General features: G+C 68.2%; 19 protein-coding genes and 1 pseudogene. 3 read left to right on the forward strand and 17 right to left on the reverse strand.

Annotated features, from left to right (window positions below; translation table 11 throughout):
* Positions 1 to 10 precede the first annotated feature (10 nt).
* Both BJP32_RS15030 and gyrA read right to left on the reverse strand, forming a co-directional pair.
* The gene (locus BJP32_RS15030) at positions 11 to 814 is read right to left on the reverse strand and encodes an aminotransferase class IV (RefSeq protein WP_046654620.1); all 804 of its coding nucleotides are present in this window, start codon (positions 812 to 814) and stop codon (positions 11 to 13) included.
* Between the two features lie 6 nt (positions 815 to 820).
* Complete coding sequence (gene gyrA, locus BJP32_RS15035) at positions 821 to 3,562, reverse strand: DNA gyrase subunit A (RefSeq protein ID WP_095046156.1); 2,742 nt, start codon at positions 3,560 to 3,562, stop codon at positions 821 to 823.
* 282 nt (positions 3,563 to 3,844) lie between these two features.
* Here gyrA and BJP32_RS15040 point away from each other — a divergent pair, with 282 nt between their 5' ends.
* Complete coding sequence (locus BJP32_RS15040) at positions 3,845 to 4,330, forward strand: superoxide dismutase family protein (protein ID WP_233126863.1); 486 nt, start codon at positions 3,845 to 3,847, stop codon at positions 4,328 to 4,330.
* 5 nt (positions 4,331 to 4,335) lie between these two features.
* Here the strand turns inward: BJP32_RS15040 and BJP32_RS15045 are convergent, their stop codons facing one another.
* On the reverse strand, positions 4,336 to 5,292 hold the full coding sequence (locus tag BJP32_RS15045) for a DMT family transporter (protein WP_046654625.1): 957 nt from the start codon (positions 5,290 to 5,292) through the stop codon (positions 4,336 to 4,338).
* A gap of 214 nt (positions 5,293 to 5,506) precedes the next feature.
* Here BJP32_RS15045 and BJP32_RS17925 point away from each other — a divergent pair.
* A pseudogene (locus BJP32_RS17925) lies at positions 5,507 to 5,727 on the forward strand (nucleoside 2-deoxyribosyltransferase domain-containing protein); the annotation flags it as partial.
* 39 nt (positions 5,728 to 5,766) lie between these two features.
* Entirely contained in the window at positions 5,767 to 5,919 is a 153-nt protein-coding gene (locus tag BJP32_RS17745; protein ID WP_233126860.1) for a hypothetical protein, read from the forward strand.
* 64 nt (positions 5,920 to 5,983) lie between these two features.
* On the opposite strand, the gene ssb is transcribed toward BJP32_RS17745, so the two are convergent.
* The 14 genes from ssb to BJP32_RS17375 all read right to left on the reverse strand — a co-directional run.
* Positions 5,984 to 6,484 carry a single-stranded DNA-binding protein gene (gene ssb, locus BJP32_RS15055; RefSeq protein ID WP_003165522.1) on the reverse strand — a complete coding sequence of 167 codons (501 nt, stop codon included), beginning with the start codon at positions 6,482 to 6,484 and terminating at the stop codon, positions 5,984 to 5,986.
* An 88-nt stretch (positions 6,485 to 6,572) separates the two neighbouring features.
* Entirely contained in the window at positions 6,573 to 7,001 is a 429-nt protein-coding gene (locus BJP32_RS15060; protein ID WP_003165523.1) for a hypothetical protein, read from the reverse strand.
* Entirely contained in the window at positions 6,998 to 7,666 is a 669-nt protein-coding gene (locus BJP32_RS15065) for a hypothetical protein (RefSeq protein WP_046654628.1), read from the reverse strand. The genes BJP32_RS15060 and BJP32_RS15065 overlap by 4 nt, the downstream gene beginning before the upstream one ends.
* Positions 7,667 to 7,745: 79 nt before the next feature.
* Positions 7,746 to 10,463 carry a regulatory protein FlaEY gene (locus tag BJP32_RS15070; protein WP_046654629.1) on the reverse strand — a complete coding sequence of 906 codons (2,718 nt, stop codon included), beginning with the start codon at positions 10,461 to 10,463 and terminating at the stop codon, positions 7,746 to 7,748.
* Between the two features lie 248 nt (positions 10,464 to 10,711).
* Positions 10,712 to 11,536, reverse strand: a complete 825-nt coding sequence (locus BJP32_RS15075; RefSeq protein ID WP_003165527.1) for a flagellin — start codon at positions 11,534 to 11,536, stop codon at positions 10,712 to 10,714.
* A gap of 135 nt (positions 11,537 to 11,671) precedes the next feature.
* On the reverse strand, positions 11,672 to 11,953 hold the full coding sequence (locus BJP32_RS15080; protein WP_046654630.1) for a flagellar protein FlaG: 282 nt from the start codon (positions 11,951 to 11,953) through the stop codon (positions 11,672 to 11,674).
* A 91-nt stretch (positions 11,954 to 12,044) separates the two neighbouring features.
* Positions 12,045 to 12,848 (reverse strand): flagellin, encoded by an 804-nt coding sequence (locus BJP32_RS15085; RefSeq protein WP_046654631.1) that lies wholly within the window; start codon positions 12,846 to 12,848, stop codon positions 12,045 to 12,047.
* A 111-nt stretch (positions 12,849 to 12,959) separates the two neighbouring features.
* Positions 12,960 to 13,766, reverse strand: a complete 807-nt coding sequence (locus tag BJP32_RS15090; protein ID WP_046654632.1) for a flagellin — start codon at positions 13,764 to 13,766, stop codon at positions 12,960 to 12,962.
* Between the two features lie 209 nt (positions 13,767 to 13,975).
* A complete protein-coding gene (locus BJP32_RS15095; protein WP_046654633.1) occupies positions 13,976 to 14,158 on the reverse strand; it encodes a hypothetical protein in 183 nt (60 codons plus the stop codon).
* A 28-nt stretch (positions 14,159 to 14,186) separates the two neighbouring features.
* Positions 14,187 to 14,609, reverse strand: a complete 423-nt coding sequence (locus tag BJP32_RS15100; RefSeq protein WP_076224673.1) for a hypothetical protein — start codon at positions 14,607 to 14,609, stop codon at positions 14,187 to 14,189.
* Positions 14,606 to 14,989, reverse strand: coding sequence for a M15 family metallopeptidase (locus BJP32_RS15105; protein ID WP_046654635.1), 384 nt, complete (start codon positions 14,987 to 14,989; stop codon positions 14,606 to 14,608). Before BJP32_RS15105 ends, BJP32_RS15100 begins: the two co-directional genes overlap by 4 nt.
* Positions 14,986 to 15,258, reverse strand: a complete 273-nt coding sequence (locus BJP32_RS15110; RefSeq protein ID WP_046654637.1) for a hypothetical protein — start codon at positions 15,256 to 15,258, stop codon at positions 14,986 to 14,988. The genes BJP32_RS15105 and BJP32_RS15110 overlap by 4 nt, the downstream gene beginning before the upstream one ends.
* Positions 15,255 to 15,440: a hypothetical protein gene (locus tag BJP32_RS15115; RefSeq protein ID WP_046654639.1), complete on the reverse strand. Its 186-nt coding sequence runs from the start codon at positions 15,438 to 15,440 to the stop codon at positions 15,255 to 15,257. Before BJP32_RS15115 ends, BJP32_RS15110 begins: the two co-directional genes overlap by 4 nt.
* Positions 15,441 to 15,445: 5 nt before the next feature.
* On the reverse strand, positions 15,446 to 16,132 hold a 687-nt coding region (locus tag BJP32_RS17375), incomplete at its 5' end, for a glycine-rich domain-containing protein (protein ID WP_369822428.1).

Below are 16,132 nucleotides of genomic sequence, written 5' to 3' on the forward strand. Positions count from 1 at the left end.
AATGAACGGCCTAGATTTTCTGACGCGGCTGTGATCGCCAAAGGGCGCCTATCTGCTGCACCGCATCCGTCGCGCCGGCGAAGACATGGCCGTCGACAGCCGCGATTTCCGCCGCGGGCGTGGCGCTGTTGCACAGGAAGGCGCCGTCAAACCGGGGCAGGTCCGACAGGCGCACGACCTCGGTCCGCTGCGGCGATCCGGCGCGGTCCAGCGCCTCGCGGATCAGGGCCTGCGCCACCCCGTCCAGCATGGGCGCCTCGGGCCAGACCACCGTCTCGCCCTCGATGAAGCCGACATTCCACAGCGAGCCCTCGGAAATCCGGCCCTCGGCGTCGGTGAACAGGGCGTCGTCGAAACCCGCCAGCCGCGCCATGCGCCGCGCCCGCAACAGGCCCATCGTGGCGACGTGCTTCAGATGCGGCGCCTCGCGGGCATAGACCTGGCTCTGCAGGCGGACCCCGTGCGGCAAGGGCGACGGCGGGGCCGAGACGCTGATCATCACCTGCGGCGCACCGATCCAGTGCGGCTGACGCAGGGAAAGCTCATTTGAAAACAGGCTGATGCGCAGCCAGGCCTCATCTCGCCCGGCCAGCGCCGTCCGCATCTGATCGCGCAGGCGATCTTTGGCGACAGCTTCACCGAACAGTTCGACCGCCGCACGGTTGAGGCGGCCCAGGTGCCGATCCAGCCCGCGCACCCCGCCCCCCTCCACGCGGAAAGAGGTCAGGGCGCCGTAGTTGAACAAGGCCTGGCGGCCCAGATCCTCAACCCCCGCAGGTTGGCCGTCGATCCAGAGTTCAGGAACGACGGCCATGCAGGATCAGGCCTCGCCGTCCTCGTCGGTCGACGTCTCGTTGACGTCGCCGTCTTCATCGTCGCCGCCGGAATCGGCCAGACGCTCGACCGAGACGACCTTCTCGTCCTTGCCGGTGCGGAAGATGGTCACGCCCTGGCTGGAGCGGCCGACGATGCGGACCTGGCTGACCGGGGTGCGGATCATCTGGCCGCCGTCCGTGACCAGCATCAGGTCGTCCGACTCCTCGACCGGGAAGGCGGCGGCCAGGCGCGTGCCCGCGCGACCGCCCAGGCCGTGCGCCGTCAGCCCCTGCCCGCCGCGACCCGTGCGGCGATACTCATAAGCCGAGGACCGCTTGCCGAAGCCGGTTTCCGTGACCGTCAGGATGAACTGCTCGGCCGCGCCCAGTTCCGCGATGCGCTCGACGGACAGGGCGGCGTCGCCGGCCTCTTCGTCATCGGCCTCGACCGTGACGACATCCTCTTCCGCGTCTGCGCCAGCCAGCGCCTTACGCATGGCGTTGGCGTGTTTGACATAGGCGGCGCGCTCTTCCGGCGTCGCGTCCACACGGCCCAAGATGGCCATGGAGATGACCGTATCGCCGTCCTGCAGGCGGATGCCCCGCACGCCGGTGGAGTCGCGGCCCTTGAACACGCGCACGTCGTCGGCCTTGAAGCGGATGGCCCGGCCCAGGGCGGTCGTCAGCAGCACGTCGTCCTCGGCCGTGCACAGGCCGACGCCGACCATGCCGTCGCCGTCTTCCAGCTTCATGGCGATCTTGCCCGCGCGGTTCACCGTAGCGAAGTCGCTGAGCTTGTTGCGGCGCACGTCGCCCGACTGGGTGGCGAACATGATGTCGTAGTCGCCCCAGGTCGTTTCGTCTTCCGGCAGGGGCAGCACGTTCATGATGCTGTCGCCCGGCTCGATCGGGAGCAGGTTGACGAAGGCCTTGCCGCGCGACTGCGGATTGCCCAGCGGCAGGCGCCAGGTCTTCAGCTTATAGGCCTTGCCGTTGGTGGCGAAGAACAGGACCGGCGTGTGGGTCGAGGCGCTGAAGACGCTGGTGACGACGTCCTCATCCTTCATCGCCATGCCGCTGCGGCCCTTGCCGCCGCGATGCTGGGTCCGATAGGCGTTCAGCGCCACGCGCTTGACGTAGCCCGAGTGGGTCACGGTCACGACCATGTCCTCGCGCGGGATCAGGTCTTCGTCCTCCATCTCGGCGTCGCCCTCGCCAATGAGGGTGCGGCGATCGACGCCGAACTGATCCTTCACCAGCAGCAGGTCTTCGCGGATGATGGCCAGGACGTTCTTGCGATCCGACAGGATGGTCAGGTGGCCCTGGATGGTGTCGGCCAGCGTGCGCGCCTCGCCGAAGATGTCGTCGCGGCCCAGACCCGTCAGACGCGACAGCGTCAGGGCCAGGATGGCGCGGGCCTGTTCATCGGTCAGGCGGATCTTGTCGCCCTCGACCAGGACAGTGCGCGGGTCGGCGATCAGCTCGACCAGGGCCATCATATCCCCGACCGGCCAGGCCTTGGCCTGCAGCCGCTCGCGCGCCTCGGCCGGATCGGCCGAGCTGCGGATGATGTGGATCACCTCGTCGATGTTGGCGACGGCGACGGCCAGACCGACCAGGACGTGGCCGCGATCACGGGCCTTGGCCAGTTCGAACTTGACCCGGCGGACCACCACTTCCTCACGGAAGTCAAGGAAGAGCTCCAGCAGCTTGCGCAGGCCCATCTGCTCGGGGCGGCCGTGGTTCAGCGCCAGCATGTTGACGCCGAACGAGGATTGCAGCGCCGTATAGCGATACAGCTGGTTCAGGATCACATCGCCCGAAGCGTCGCGCTTCAGCTCGATGACGATGCGCATGCCCAGACGGTCGGACTCGTCGCGAACGTCGGCGATGCCTTCCAGACGCTTCTCGCGCACCATTTCGGCGATGCGCTCGATCAGGGTCTGCTTGTTCACCTGGAACGGCAGTTCGGTGATGATGATGGCGTCGCGATCCTTGCGGATCTCTTCAATCGACGCCTTGCCGCGCACGATGACCGAGCCGCGCCCGTCGCGCAGGGCGTTGCGCGGGGCCGTGCGGCCCATGATCTCGCCGCCAGTGGGGAAGTCCGGCCCCGGCACGATGTCCAGCAGGGCGTCGTCCGACACGTCCGGGTCGTCCAGCAGGGCGACCGCGGCGTCGATCACTTCACGCAGGTTGTGCGGCGGGATGTTGGTCGCCATGCCGACGGCGATGCCGCCCGCGCCGTTGACCAGCAGGTTCGGAATCCGCGCCGGCAGGACGACGGGCTCCAGCTCCTTCTCGTCGTAGTTCGGCTGGAAATCGACCGTGTCCTTGTCGATGTCAGTCAGCAGGGCCACGGCGGCCGGGGCCATCTTGGCCTCGGTGTAACGCATGGAGGCCGGCATATCGCCGTCGACCGAGCCGAAGTTGCCCTGGCCGTCGACCAGCATCAGCCCCATAGAGAAGTCCTGGGCCATGCGGACCAGGGCCATGTAGACCGAGGCGTCGCCGTGCGGGTGGAACCGGCCCAGCACGTCGCCGACCACGCGGGCGCACTTCGAATAGGCGCGCTCCGGCGTCATATTCAGATCGTGCATTGAATAGAGGATGCGACGATGCACCGGCTTCAGACCGTCGCGCGCGTCCGGCAGGGCCCGGCTGACGATCACGCTCATGGCGTAGTCGAGATAGGAGCGTTTCAGCTCATCCTCGATGGTGATGGTCGAAATATCGCCCGGCGCCATGGGGGCGGCGTTTTGGTAGCTGTCGTCGGTCAAGGAAATCAGGCTTTAGATGGCCGGAATCGGAACGTGATCCGCTATTCAGGTTTCTATCATCAGGGGGCCGTGGTGGCAAAGAAACGCCGCTGAAATCCCCGCGTGTAAAAGGACAGGAAATTCATGCGCTTGACACCAACCGCCTTCATCGCGCCCGGCGTTCTGGCGATCGCCCTCGCCGCAGGCGCCGCGTCGGCTCAACAACATGCGGGCCATGCAGGCCATACGCCGGATCAGCACGCCGCCCACATGGCCATGATGCGCGCTACGCCGGGTCAAACCTCTCAGGTCGCCATCATCAACGGCCAGGGCGCCGACATCGGCAAGGCCACCCTGACGCAGGGCGCGACCGGCCTGCTGATCAAGGTCGAGGCCACGGGCCTGACGCCCGGCTGGCACGGCATCCACATCCACGCCACGGGCCAGTGCGAGGCGCCCTTCACCTCGGCCGGCGCTCACATCAACCACGGCGATCCCAAGAAGCCCCACGGCCTGCTGAACTCTGAAGGCCCCGATGACGGCGACCTGCCCAACGTCTTCGCCGACGCCAGCGGCGCCGTGAACGCCGAGGTCTTCACCAGCCACGCCCGCCTGTCGCAGAACGGCCCCGGCCAGTGGCTGCTGGACGCCGACGGCTCGGCCCTGGTGATCCACGCCAACGCCGACGATCACTCCAGCCAGCCAATCGGCGGCGCGGGCGACCGCGTGGCCTGCGCGGTCATCAAGGCGCAGTAAGCCGCCTAAACCTTGGCGGGAGCGCCGGCGCGCAAGCCGCGCTCCCCCAGGGCCACCGTGACCACCCCCGCCAGGGCGATCGCCACGCCGGTCAGGATCTGCGGTGTCAGCACGTCGCCCATGAACAGGCCGCCGATCAGGATCGACACCAGGGGCGAGCCCAGCAGATAGGGCGTCACCCGCCCGGCCTCGCGCCTCTGCACCAGCCAGAACATCAGACTGGTCGCGAACACGGACGAAATCACCCCCGCCCAGATCAGGGTGCCCCACACCAGCGGCGTCGCCGCCTTGGCAGCCTCCCACTGGCCCGTCTCGAACAGGGCCGACCCCAGCGTCAGAGCCGGCAAGGCCATCAGCGCCAGCAGCCCCTGCATCTTCAGCGGCGGGATCGAGGTCGTGCGGCGCGCGATCACCGTCGTCAGCGCCCAGGCCGAGGCGCCCAGCGCCCCGACCAGAATAGCCTTCCAGTCCTGCAAGGCGTGGGGGTCCAGCGTCATCCAGGCCACGCCCATGAAGGCGATCACCAGGCCGACCGTCGCCATCCGCGAAATCCGCTCGCCCAGCAACAGGAAGGCGAACAGGGACGTCAGCGGAATCCACAGCTGGGTCGCCACCGTCACCGGGCTGACGTCATGAGCCAGCCAGAAGGCCAGGTAGATCAGACCGTAGTGGATCGGCCCGCCCACCACGGCGATGATGAGCAGGCTCTTCCAGTTCGGAAACGGCGGCCGCACGAACCAGACCAGGCAGGCGGCGGCGATGGCGAAGCGCAGCGCCCCCGTCATCAGCGGCGGCAGCACCTCGGTGGCGACCTTGGCGGCGGCGTTGTTCACCCCCCAGATGACCAGAACGGCCACGATGGCGGCGATCTCGAGCGGCGTCAGCGCGTGCGGGGAGGAGGAGGAACTGGACACGCCCCCATGCTTGCCACAGGGCGCGACGATTGGCCTCTCACGAAGCATGACCGCAGGTTACCCGTCCGCGCCCCCTGCTCCGCCCGTGCGAACCGGCTATAGAGACGCGATGAAGACCTCTGCGCTGCTGTCCGCCCTCGCTGTCCTGACCGCCTGCGTCGCCGCCGCGCCCGCCATGGCCGAGCCGACGGTCGTCGTCTCGCCCCAGCCTCTGCCGATCGACGACGCTCGGCCGCGCGTCTTCCTGGGCGGCAGCATCGACATGGGCGGCGCGCCGGACTGGCAGGCGGCGCTGACGCAGGCCCTGGGCGACATGGACGTCACCGTGCTGAACCCCCGCCGCCCCGACTGGAACCCCGCCTGGCGCCCGAGGCGGACGAGCCCGAGTTTCGCCGCCAGGTCGAGTGGGAGCTGGCCGCCCTGGAAAGCGCCGACGTCATCGTCATGTATTTCGCGCCCGGCACGCAAAGCCCGATCAGCCTGCTGGAAATGGGCCTGCACGCGCGCGGCGGAAAGCTGATCGTGCTGGCCCCCGAGGGCTTCTGGCGCAAGGGCAACGTCGACATCACCGCCCGCGCCTATGGCGTGCGCCAGGTGCAGACCATGGACGAACTGACCGCCGCCGTCCGCCAAGCCCTGACCGAAACCGCCGAGAAGGGCCGCTTCGCGCGCTGATCCTTCATTGAAAAAGGCCGCGCCCCCAGCAGAGGCGCGGCCTTCATATTCCGCTGAACGAACCTTAGAACGGAATGTCGTCGTTCAGGTCGTAGCTTTCCTTCGGACCCGAGGGCTTGTTGGCGCCGCCCGTCGAGAAGCCCGAGGAATAGTCGTCGTCGCGACCGCCGCCGCCGTAGCCGCCGCGATCACCGCCGCCGCCCTGGCTGTCGCCGCGGCCGCCCAGCATGGTCAGCTGGCCGTTGAAACGCTGAATGACGATCTCGGTCGAGTACTTCTCGACGCCCTGCTGATCGGTCCATTTGCGGGTCTGCAGCGAGCCTTCGACGTAAACGGTCGAGCCCTTCTTCAAATAGTTCTCAGCCACCTTGACGATGTTGTCGTTGAAGATGACGACCGAGTGCCACTCGGTCTTTTCCTTGCGCTCGCCCGTGGCCTTGTCGCGCCAGGTTTCCGAGGTGGCGATACGCAGGTTGGCGACGCGATCGCCGTTGTTCAGCGAGCGGATTTCCGGGTCGCGACCCAGGTTGCCGACCAGAATGACCTTGTTGACGCTGCCCGCCATGACCGATGTCCTTTTATTCGTCTTGTCGTCCGCTCCTTAACCGAAACGGACGAAATGTTCTAGTTTCGTTCACCCCATTCAGGGTGGATTAGTTGGGCGCCACCGCCACGGGGCGTCCGTCGATCCGGCGCTGGATGGCCCCCGGAATGGCCAGACGGCCGTCGCCGGTCCGCGCCAGGGCGAAGAACCGCGCGCCGTCCAGGCTCTTGCTGAATTTGACGCCCGTGCGGTCGATGAAGATGAACTGGCCCTGATAGGCGCCGACCATCTCATTGTTGCTGCCGCCCAGGCTCAGGAATTTCAGGCGCATCTCTTCCAGTCGCGCGGCGCAGAACTCGATCTGCGGCTGATCGCGCGCCACCACGTTGAAGCGGGGCGCGTCGCTGGCCAGTTCGCCGACGTGATAGCAGACGCCCTTGTCGGTCGGCGCCTTGAGCTGAGGCGCGCCGCAGGCCGCCAGGGCGGCCGAGCCGAGCACGACGGCCAATCCAGAGGTCAGAACACGCACCTTCGTCACAGCTCCGGGAACTGACAGTTGCGGTCCTGCTGGGCCAGGGTGCGGAAGCGGTTGTTGTCGCTGGACTGCTCGACGCGGCGCGGCACTAGACGCAGGGTGGTGTCGCCCCAGCGGCCGTACTGGGCGTCGCCCGGTCGCACGCAGGTTCCGGCGTAGAGGGCCTGAACGCAGGCGCCCAGGCTCATATTGCCCGACACCTGCCGCCATTCAGAGCCCGTGTGGCGCAGACAGGCCGTGCCCGATGCGGCGGCCGCAGGGCGTGCGGCGTCGGCGGCGCTGGGCTGCCCCACAGGCGCGGCGTCGGCCATCGTCACGACGGGCGCTTCAGGCGGGGGCGCGAAAGAGGCGGTCGGCGCTGCGACCAGGGAGCCGGTCGAATCCAGGCCGACATCCAGGGCGCTGGTGGCCACGCCGTTCTTCTGGGCGCAATCGGCCAGGGTGGCCAGGCCGACGAACTGTCCGTTGACGAAGCAACGCAGCTCGCGCGTCGGCTCCAGGGTCGGGGCCTCGGCGACGTCGATGGTCAGTCCGCCCTTGGACGCCGGCGGCGCCTCGACAGGTCCGTCGCGCCCGCCGCTGAACACCAGGGCGGCCGCCACCGCGCCGACGACGGCCAGGCCGGCGCCGACGATCAGGACCGTGCGATTGTCTTTGGAAAGGGCCATGCAGCTCTCAACGCTAACGAAGGCCCCACTAACCCCGTCCGCCCCACGGCCGTCAACCGAAAGCGCCGTTCACCCCGGCTTAGCCTGTGAGTCGCGCCAGTGCAGCCTGATAGTTGGCCAGTTGAGCCTGCAGATAGGCCGGCGCCTGCCCCGTGACCGGCGGCTTGGACGCTTCGGGCGACAGGGCGCGATAGGCGTCGCGCATGGCCTTGATCGCCAGTTGCACCTGATCCTTGGACTTGGCGATGGCCTCGGCGCCGGACAGGTTGAGCAACGGCGACAGGTTGACCCCGAAGGTCTTCTTCTTGTCGTCCGCCGACTTGCCGATGAAGCCGGGCGTCAGACCCAGCCCCGCCAGGGCGTCGCGCCCCCCTTCGCCGGGGATCAGCACGGCGCCGGCCCGCCCGTCGGCGCTGGTGATCGACAGACGCTGGACGCCGCCGCTGGTCACGCGCGTGTCGCCGTCCATGCCCGTCAGATAGTCCCGGTCCGTCTTGATCGTGACCTTGAGATGGCGGCCCGAGGCTAGTTCGATCTTGCGCGCCAGGGACTGTAGCGTGTCCTTCGCCTCGATGCTCACGGCCGTCTGCCGCCCGGTCGCGGGATTCTGCACATAGAAGCGGTCGCCGGCGCGCACAGCCGTAGCGTCCACCAGGGCCTTGGAATCGCTCTGATCAATCTCGCCCTGCGGCAGGCCCAGCCGGTCCAGAACGCTGGCGCCGCCAGACGAAACCGTCAGGGCCAGCGGCTTGGCCTGTCCTTCGGCCGCCGTCCAGCTCTGGCTCCATTCCACCTGGCCGGTCTGAGCGTCCAGCCGCGCCAGATAGCCGCGCGTGGGGTCGTCCTTCTTGGCGCCGACAGGGCGGTCCGAAACGCCCGTGAGCCAGACCTTGCCGTCGTGCACCTTGACGTCGGCGGCCGTGTCGTCGCCCTCCCCGCCGTAATAGGTCAGCCGATCGGCGCCCGAAGCGGTCAGGTCCGTGGACAAGCTGGCGACGAAGGCGTCCTGCCCGCCCGCGTGGGCGTTGGCGACCTGACCCGCGTTCAGGGCGCCGTTGCCCGTCGCCCCCGACACGATCAGCCGCCCGTTCGCCACCGCCAGACCGGCGATCTCGCCGCCCGAGGACGCGCCTAGGTTCCGCACGCTCAGCAACTCAGGCGCCCCGGTCGGACCGACGCGGAAGTGACGCAGCACGAAGGCGCCGTTCTCGACCCCCGCCGTGTAGAGATTATCGCCGTCGACGGTCATGGCCTGGACGTTGTCGTCTCCCGCCGTGCCGAACTGGGCCGCGCCCGTCGCGGTCGCCTTGATCGGCGCCAGGCTGTGGATCTGGCTTTCGCTGAAGGCCTGGACGTAGCCGTCCCAGCCGCCCACGGCCAGCGCGCCCGGCATGGCCGACTTGGCCCGTCCCGCCACATAGACCCGGCCGTCCGCGCCGAAGGAGACGGCCGTGGCCTCATCCTCGGCCCTGGCGCCGCGCCTCTGGGTCCACTGCTCGCGGCCGTCGGCGTCGAAAACGGTGACGAAGCTGTCCGCCGTCGTGGCCGAAGCTCCGGCCTCGCCAGGAACCAAGGCGCCGACCACTGAGCCGGCGACCGCCACCCGTCCGTCCGCATCCACGGCGATGGCGTAGCCGCTGGCCTTGGAGGCCGCGCCCAACGCCCGGCTGACCACCACATTGCCCGCCGAATCCAGCTTCATCAGGACGACGTCGGCCTGGCCCTTGATCGGCTGCGTGGAAGAGCCGGCGCTGACGTCGGCCACGATCCACATGGAGCCGTCCGGCCCCGCAGCGCTGGCGCGCACCGTCTCTACGCCGTCCGGCAGGTTGGAGACGCCGCTGCGGCCCTCGACCCAGAAGCTCTCGCCGCCCGCGCCGGCGACCGGATTGCCGTCCGGGTCGAACTTCAGCACTTCGTGACCGCCCTTGGTCCCGACGCCCTGCACCACCTGGATCGAATCCCGCGCCTCTGCGGGAACGAAGCTGATCGTCTCCGCCGGGGTTCCGCTGACCGTCAGTCCCCAGCGCGTCGGCCCGGCGGGCAAGGTGATGGTCTTGTCGCCGACCTTCACGGTCCGCGGCTCGGCCTCGATCATCTGGCGGTGAATGCGGGTCTGCACGCCCGCCGCCTCCAGCTTGCCGTTGATGTGCTCCAGCACCGCATCCATCGTGCGCGGCGTCGACCCCATCTCGGCCAGGTCGATGGCGACCGTCTGGCTGCCCGCGATCGTCTTCGCCGTCACGCCGAAACGCACATCGCCCTGGAAGGCGGCGACCTCGTCGGTCAGGGCGCCGTCATGAATCGGGCCGGTCAGATATTTGGAGCTGTCGCGGGCGACGGCCGCCGTCGACTGGCTCTGCGAGGCCGAAACGCCCTGAACGATCCGCACGCCGTCGAACTGGGCCGAGGCCAGAAAGTCCGTCACTTCCGCCATGCCCGAGGCGAAGCGCCGAGACAACTGATCGGACTCCAGTCGTCCCACATTGCGCTCGCCCGCCCGCGTGGTCAGGGCCTCCAGCATCGTCAGCCCCTGATACAGGGCGAAGATCTTGCGATAGTCGCTCGAAGAGGCGCCCTTGATATCGAGCACCGCGTTTTCTTCGTTGACGAGCTTGCGTCCGCTCAGCGCCGAGCGCAGCAGCTCCGATTGGCTCGGCTTCTCCTTGGCGTCCAGGCTCCAGGGCGCCGTCGGCTGGGTCTTGGGCTTGGCCGCAGGCGCGGCCGATGGCAGGCCGCCGAGACCCGCTCCGGCGCCGAAAAGACCCAGCAGATAACTGTTGTTGATGGCCGCCAAGCAAACCTCCGCCCGTCAGCATCGCCCGCCACGGTAACGAACTGTTTAACAGTCGCCAGGAACCGCGCGCCGAACACCTCCGTTTTTCGCCTCGCCACAGCCGAGGTGAGACCGACCATGTCACGCGTGCGCTGGATATTGACGAGGCTGATGAGCCTCTACGGCCTGATCCCTCGACCGACCCGCCGTCGGCCGCCTCCCCTGTCGCTAGGACACGGCGCGCAGCGACGGCTGGGCTAGAGCCGCGATCAGCCCTTGAACAGCGACAGGATGATCTGCGGCGCCTGGTTGGCGATCGACAGCGCCTGAGCGCCCAGTTGCTGCTGAACCTGCAGGGCCTGCAGTCGCGCGCTTTCGCGCGCCATGTCCGCATCGACCAGGTTGCCGACGCCGACTTCCAGCGAATCCATCAGCTTGGTGACGAACTGGGTGTGCTTCTCGATCTGCTTGGATTGAGCGCCCAGCTCGGCGAGCTTGGCGTTGGCGTCGGTCAAGGCCGCCTCGATGGCCGTCAGGCCAGCGGTTGCATTGGTTTCGGTCGTCAGGTCCAGCCCGGTCAACGAGAGCCCGGCCAGAGTCAGATTCTGACGATTCATCGAAATCGTTTCAGAGGCGTCGGCGTTGGCGAGGAAATCCAGCGCCGTGGTCGAGCTGCCGTCGAGAATGTTCTCGCCGTCAAAAGAAGCGTTGGCCGCAAACGATCCCAGCGATGTCAGCAGAGCCTGAAACTCATCGTCATAGGCCTTGCGCGTCGCCGCCGACGCCGAAGGATCGGCCGCGGCGGTCGCCTTCTGGCGCAACTCGACCAGGATATCGGAAATCTGCTGCCCTGCGGCCAGGGCGACGTCCGCCAAGGAGGTGGCGCGGTTGAGGCTGGTCTTGACCGATTCGAGCGCGCTCATGTCAGCGCGCTGGTTCTGGGCGATAGCCCAGGTCGCGGCGTTGTCCTTGGCGCCCTGCACCTTCAGGCCCGTGTTCACCCGGCTCTGAGTCGCCGCCAGCTTGGAGTTGGTGGCATTCAGGTTCTGAAGCGCGACAAGCGCCGACGCATTGGTGATTACGCTGTTGCTCATGGCTTTCTCGCCTCAGATCCGATTCTGGCGAGCATTAATGACGCTGATTCCTGAGCGTATGGTTAACGCCGTCGCAACGCCTGTTAACGCCGCCCGGCCATGCCGAGGGGCGTTTCATTGCTTGGGACGCGCGGATCAGGCTTCGGTCTTGATGATCTTCCCGACGTCGTAGGCTGGGCTCTGGCGCAGTTTCAGCACTTCCTCGCGGGGAAACTGGCGGATCACCTCTCCCGTCACGCGATCCAGAGTCTTGTAGACATAGCCCGTCGACTCGCGCTCGATCGTCAACCGGTAGCGGCCGGCGTCATCGGCTGCGCTCTGCGACGCCTGAACAGCGGGTTTCGTCTCGAGCACGGCGCCCTGCGGCTCGCGGTCCAGATAGGTTACGCTGGAAACTCCTGCGACATTGTCAGCCATATCCCTCTGCGCGGACCTGCCGCGCCTCCCGTCTCAACGACGCGAGAAAGGGGCGAACCCAGCGGCCCGCCCCTTCCCTAACCGCGTCGGATTAGCGGAACAGACCCAGCAGGATCGAGCTGGACTGGTTCGCGATCGACAGCGCCTGCACGCCCAGCTGCTGCTTGGTCTGCAGAGCCGTCAGGCGGGCGCTTTCCTTGGCCAGGTCGGCGTCGACCAGGTTGCCGATGCCGACTTCAAGCGAGTCCTGCATCTTGCTGACGAAGGTCAGCTGGCGATCCATCGACTTGGACTTGGTGCCCAGGTCGCCCAACACGGCGGTGAAGGCCGTGATGGCGCCCTCGACCGCAGCGGTCGTGGCGGTGGCCACGGTCGCCGCGCCGCCGGCGGTGGCCACGGCGGTGTCAGCGCCGGCGATCGCCTTCACGGTGAAGGTGTCGCCCGCGCCCGTGCCGGTGCGGACGTCGACAGCCGCGGCGTTGGCCTTGAACAGGTTCACGCCGTCGAAGCTGGCGCCGCCCAGAGCCTTGGTGATTTCATTGCCCAGGGCGTTGAAGTCAGCCAGATAGGCCGTTTGGGCGTCGCCGGTCGACGAAGCGATGGCGACCGCCAGACCCTTCTGTTCTTCCAGAGCCTTGGTGACGATCTCGCCCGCGGCCAGAGCCACGTCGACGATCGACTGACCGCGCTGGATCGACTGCTTCACCGAGTCCAGAGCGCCCATTTCAGCGCGCTGCGACGTGGCGATGGCGAAGATCGCGCCATTGTCCTTGGCCGTGGAGACCTTCAGGCCGGTGTTGACGCGGTTTTGCGTGACGTTGAGGTCGCGGTTCGTCGCGTTCAGGTTTTGCAGGGCGATGAGCGCGCCCGCATTGGTGTTGATGCTGTTAGCCATTTTGGCTGTCCTTTGTCTTCAGACGATGGCCGACGCCGTTTTGGCGTCGGTGAGCATTCTGCTCGGTAGCGAGAGGTGGTCAGGCGGCGGCTTCAACCGCCGCCTTCAGCGTTAGCGGAACAGGCCCAGCAGGATCGAGCTGGACTGGTTCGCGATCGACAGCGCCTGCACGCCCAGCTGCTGCTTGGTCTGCAGAGCCGTCAGGCGGGCGCTTTCCTTGGCCAGGTCGGCGTCGACCAGGTTGCCGATGCCGACTTCAAGCGAGTCCTGCATCTTGCTGACGAAGGTCAGTTGACGCTCCATCGACTTCGACTGGGTGCCCAGCTTGCCGAGTTCGGCGGTGAAGCCGCTGATGGCGGTGTCGACGGCCGTGATCGCGGCTTGCGCGGCCGTGGCGTCGGCCGGAGCCGTCAGCGTAGCCGTGGTGGCGACGGTGATCGCCGCGCCCGTGCCGATGTCCTGCGTCGCGCCCGAGGTGCTGGTCAGAACCGACTGCTGCGTGGTGTTGGAGAACAGGTTCACGCCGTCGAAGGTCGCGCCGGCCAGGGCCTTGGTGATTTCACCGCCCAGGGCGTTGTAGTCGGCCAGGTAGGCCGTTTGAGCCGCGCCGGTCGAAGAGGCGATGGCGACCGCCAGGCTCTTTTGTTCTTCCAGGGCCTTGGTGATGGTCTCGCCGGCGGCCAGGGCCACGTCGACGATCGATTGACCGCGCTGGATGGACTGCTTCACCGAGTCCAGAGCGCCCATTTCAGCGCGCTGTGCGGTGGCGATGGCGAAGATCGCGCCGTTGTCCTTGGCCGTGGAGACCTTCAGACCCGTGTTCACGCGGTTTTGCGCGACGTTCAGGTCACGATTCGTCGCGTTCAGATTCTGCAGGGCGATGAGAGCGCCAGCATTGGTGTTGATGCTGTTAGCCATTTTGGCTGTCCTTTGTCTTCGACGATGTCCGACGCCGTTTTGGCTGCCGGGAGCTTTCTGCTCGCAGGCCATGACCGCAAGGAGCGGGCCAGGCGGCGCCAGACCCACCTCGAACGCACAGCCTTGATTTTTCAGCGTTAGATTTTGGAAACCATGCCGCCGAACCCGGCAATATTTGCCCATTCACCCGGCAGCTCGGCGCTTTTTGCCTAGTCGCCCGGCAATATCGGCCCAGCTTCCTTTCGCCCATGCGCCCAGGCGTCGATCAAATCGCGTTCGGCCTTCAGCGTCTCCACAGCCAGGCGCCGAGCGGCGTCGCACGCCGCCACCTGCGCGCCGCGCCGCACATAGGCCGCCTCCAGATCCGCCGCCGTCGGACGCTCGGGCAGCATGGCCAGTTCACAGGGCTGCGTCGCCGCCTCAGCCAGGATCAGCCGGGGCGGCGCAACCGGCGAAGACGGGCGCGAGGCGGCACAGTTCGCGGTCATGCTCGCGCAGACGCCGAGCGCGATCAGGGTCCAGGGGCGTATCAGCACCATCAGCGGTCCTCGCTCGGATTTCAGCCGCGACGGTCGCCTGCGTCACGGCCTGGGCGTTGCGGTGAAAGGCGTCGAGATCCTCGAGCTGGCGAGCGCGTGCGGCGGCCTCCAGACTTCGGGCGGACGCCTCGGTCTGCGCCCGATCGAGGCGTTGCTGGGCCGCCTCCAGCCGACGCGCCTGGAGGTGCAGCGGATCCCAGCGCAAGCCCAACCCCCGCCCGACGATCAGCAACAACAGGCCCGCCGCCAGCACCGTCGCCCACCAGCCGAGCGGCGTCAGAATCCGCAGGAAACGGCCCATCATGGATAGGCCCTCCGATCCAGTTCGAAATGCGGCCCGTCGCGCAGGCGCGGCCAGTCTCCGCCCCAGATCAGCGGCGCGCTCGCAGCCGCAGCCGCTTCCTTGAACGCCCCGGCGATGCGTGGATACAGCGGCCAGTCCCAGCGCACCCCGCCGTCGACCCAGGCCGCCACGTCGACCGCATGGCCGGTCAGGTGCCGCGAGTTCAGCGTCTGGCTGGCCCCGGCTCGCACCAGTTCCGCCTGGCGCGCGGGCGTCCGCAGCCCCTCCGTGACCATGAAGTCCACCGGCGTCAGCAGGATGGCCCCCTCGACCACGGCGACCAGATCGGGATGGACGCCCTTCAACCGCTCGCGCGAGCGTTGCGACAGACGGAAGCTCATGGCTTCCCGCCCGCGCGCAGTCGCGCCAGATTGACGATCTGCTGGGCGCTGGGCGCCACCAGATACAGCAGCAACATCAGGGCCATCAGCCCCATCAGCCCCTCGGCGATGCGCGGCAGGTCGTTCGCCGCCGCCCGCGTCACCGCCAGCCGCAACAGCAGCCACAGCGCCAGGCTGGCGGCATAGACATAGAGGCGCCGCCACAGCCAGCGGCCCTCTGCCAGCTCCTGCGGGCGCGCGGCCGGTTTATCGTGATATTCAGACGTCATTGCCCGTCCTCCGGGTCATCGGGCGCGGCCGAGCTTCGCCAGTCGCCGCCCAGGTGGTCGAAACAGTCGTCGGCCGAGAGGCGATCGGGCGCGGCCCAGGCCTCCTCGTCCAACAGCGGCTCCAGTTCGCCGAGCGACAGGGCGTCCTCGGCGTCGATGATGCGATGCAGGCGTCGGATCATGGCGCTCACCCCACCGCCGTCAGCCAGACCACGCCGGCCGCGCCTGCGCCGCCTGCGCCCGCCGCCGTCACGCCCGCGCCGCCGCCGCCGCCGCCGGCGCCATGAAGTCCGCCCGCGCCGCCTGCCTGACCGGCCCCGGACGTCCTGGCGCCGCCGCCCGCGCCGCCGCCTCCGGCCCAGTGCAGATCAAGCCAGGGCGCCGTTTGCCCGGCCGCCCCCTCTGTCGTTCCGCCCGCCGCCTTCAGAAGCAGCATGGCGCCGTCGCCGCCTGCGCCGGACGCCTGCGCCGCATTGGCCGTGCTGAGGCCGCCGCCCGCGCCGCCCGCGCCCGGCCCGTCGGGCCGCGCCGCCGCCTGCCCGGCGCCCCCGGCTGTCGAAACGGAAGAGGCCCCGCCTGCGTTGGAAGGCGGCAGGCCGCCGCCTCCCGCGCCGCCGGCTCCCGACGCCGCAGATCCGCCCGCGCCGCCGCGCCCGCCCTCCCCGGTCAGCAGGATTTGAGCGCCGGTCTTCACCAGGCTGGGCGCGCCCTGACCGCCCGCCGCGCCTGATGCGGCGCCGCCTGCACCGCCCGCGCCCACAGTAATGTTCAGCCCCGCCGACAGATTCACGGCAGGCCAGCACGCCGACATCACGCCACCGCCGCCGCCGCCGCCGCCGCCATGTCGAGCCGTGCCGGAGGCTCCCGCCAGACC

The organism is Brevundimonas sp. ZS04 (genome assembly GCF_001956865.1).
Taxonomy (GTDB): domain Bacteria; phylum Pseudomonadota; class Alphaproteobacteria; order Caulobacterales; family Caulobacteraceae; genus Brevundimonas; species Brevundimonas diminuta.

Excerpts from the sequence above, each read along its gene's own strand:
- BJP32_RS15030 (WP_046654620.1), bottom strand. The coding sequence starts at position 814 with ATGGCCGTCGTTCCTGAACTCTGGATCGACGGCCAACCTGCGGGGGTT.
- gyrA (WP_095046156.1), bottom strand. The coding sequence starts at position 3,562 with ATGGCGCCGGGCGATATTTCGACCATCACCATCGAGGATGAGCTGAAA.
- BJP32_RS15040 (WP_233126863.1), top strand. The coding sequence starts at position 3,845 with ATGGCCATGATGCGCGCTACGCCGGGTCAAACCTCTCAGGTCGCCATC.
- BJP32_RS15045 (WP_046654625.1), bottom strand. The coding sequence starts at position 5,292 with ATGCTTCGTGAGAGGCCAATCGTCGCGCCCTGTGGCAAGCATGGGGGC.
- ssb (WP_003165522.1), bottom strand. The coding sequence starts at position 6,484 with ATGGCGGGCAGCGTCAACAAGGTCATTCTGGTCGGCAACCTGGGTCGC.
- BJP32_RS15065 (WP_046654628.1), bottom strand. The coding sequence starts at position 7,666 with ATGGCCCTTTCCAAAGACAATCGCACGGTCCTGATCGTCGGCGCCGGC.
- BJP32_RS15075 (WP_003165527.1), bottom strand. The coding sequence starts at position 11,536 with ATGAGCAACAGCGTAATCACCAATGCGTCGGCGCTTGTCGCGCTTCAG.
- BJP32_RS15080 (WP_046654630.1), bottom strand. The coding sequence starts at position 11,953 with ATGGCTGACAATGTCGCAGGAGTTTCCAGCGTAACCTATCTGGACCGC.
- BJP32_RS15085 (WP_046654631.1), bottom strand. The coding sequence starts at position 12,848 with ATGGCTAACAGCATCAACACCAATGCGGGCGCGCTCATCGCCCTGCAA.
- BJP32_RS15090 (WP_046654632.1), bottom strand. The coding sequence starts at position 13,766 with ATGGCTAACAGCATCAACACCAATGCTGGCGCTCTCATCGCCCTGCAG.
- BJP32_RS15095 (WP_046654633.1), bottom strand. The coding sequence starts at position 14,158 with ATGCTGCCCGAGCGTCCGACGGCGGCGGATCTGGAGGCGGCCTATGTG.
- BJP32_RS15100 (WP_076224673.1), bottom strand. The coding sequence starts at position 14,609 with ATGATGGGCCGTTTCCTGCGGATTCTGACGCCGCTCGGCTGGTGGGCG.
- BJP32_RS15105 (WP_046654635.1), bottom strand. The coding sequence starts at position 14,989 with ATGAGCTTCCGTCTGTCGCAACGCTCGCGCGAGCGGTTGAAGGGCGTC.
- BJP32_RS15110 (WP_046654637.1), bottom strand. The coding sequence starts at position 15,258 with ATGACGTCTGAATATCACGATAAACCGGCCGCGCGCCCGCAGGAGCTG.
- BJP32_RS15115 (WP_046654639.1), bottom strand. The coding sequence starts at position 15,440 with ATGATCCGACGCCTGCATCGCATCATCGACGCCGAGGACGCCCTGTCG.